Genomic DNA, 919 nt, shown 5'->3' on the forward strand with positions numbered 1-919 from the left:
TTACGGCGGCGCGAAAGATGCTCATAAATGCCAGGTACAGACCCGGCCCTCAGACGCGGGATCATGCGTGCGACACCGGAGCATGTTATGGCCGTCACCTTGCCCGACACCCGTCAGCTACCCGATGCGATCATTGAAGCCCTGCGGTTACGCGCCTTGCGTGCGTGCGAACGGGGATTCACGCAAGCCGATGTCGCGGACATCCTGGGCGTCGCCCCCGAAACCGTGTGCCGGTGGTGGGTGGCGTACTCGGGCGGCGGGTTGGAAGCCATCCCCCACGAACGGACCGGGCGACCGCCCGGCGCGGGAGCGGCCCTTTCCGACGAACAGGCGGCTCGAATTCAACAGCTCATCGACACCACGAGTCCCGAGGAGTCCGGGATTGCGTCCCCGCTGTGGAGCCGGCGGGCGATCGGCGAATTGATCCGCCAGGAGTGCGGCGTGGTGCTGGCGGTGCGGACCGTGGGCGCGTACCTGCGGCGCTGGGGGTACACGGCCAAGAAGCCCGCGCGGCACGCCCGGAAGCAAGATCCGGAGGAGGTGCGGCACTGGTTGGAGCACACGTACCCGGCCCTCAAAACGCGAGCGAAACGAGAGCGCGCGGAGATCCACTGGTGCGACGAGACCGGGGTCGTGGCCGACCACTGTTCGGGTTATGGGTATGCCAAAAGGGGCCAGCGCGCGACCATGGATGTGCCCGATCCGCACATCGGCATCAACATGGTGTCGTCCATCACCAACGAAGGGACGCTGCGGTTCATGACGTACCCGGGGACCATGACGGGCGAACGGTTCGTCGTGTTCTTGGGCCGCCTGCTGCGGACCACGACGGGCAAGGTGTTCCTGGTCGTGGACCGATTGAAAGCCCACCAGAGTGCCGGAGTGGCGGAGTGGGTGGCCGCCCACGCGGACCGGTTAG

At 66.7% G+C, this 919-nt stretch carries 1 protein-coding gene; it reads left to right on the top strand.

Going from position 1 to position 919, the window contains the following annotated elements:
* Positions 1-87: 87 nt before the first annotated feature.
* Positions 88-919, top strand: an 832-nt coding sequence (locus R5W23_RS09265; protein WP_320686089.1) for an IS630 family transposase, incomplete at its 3' end; no start/stop codon positions are given.

Source organism: Gemmata algarum, assembly GCF_034097035.1.
Lineage (GTDB): Bacteria > Planctomycetota > Planctomycetia > Gemmatales > Gemmataceae > Gemmata > Gemmata algarum.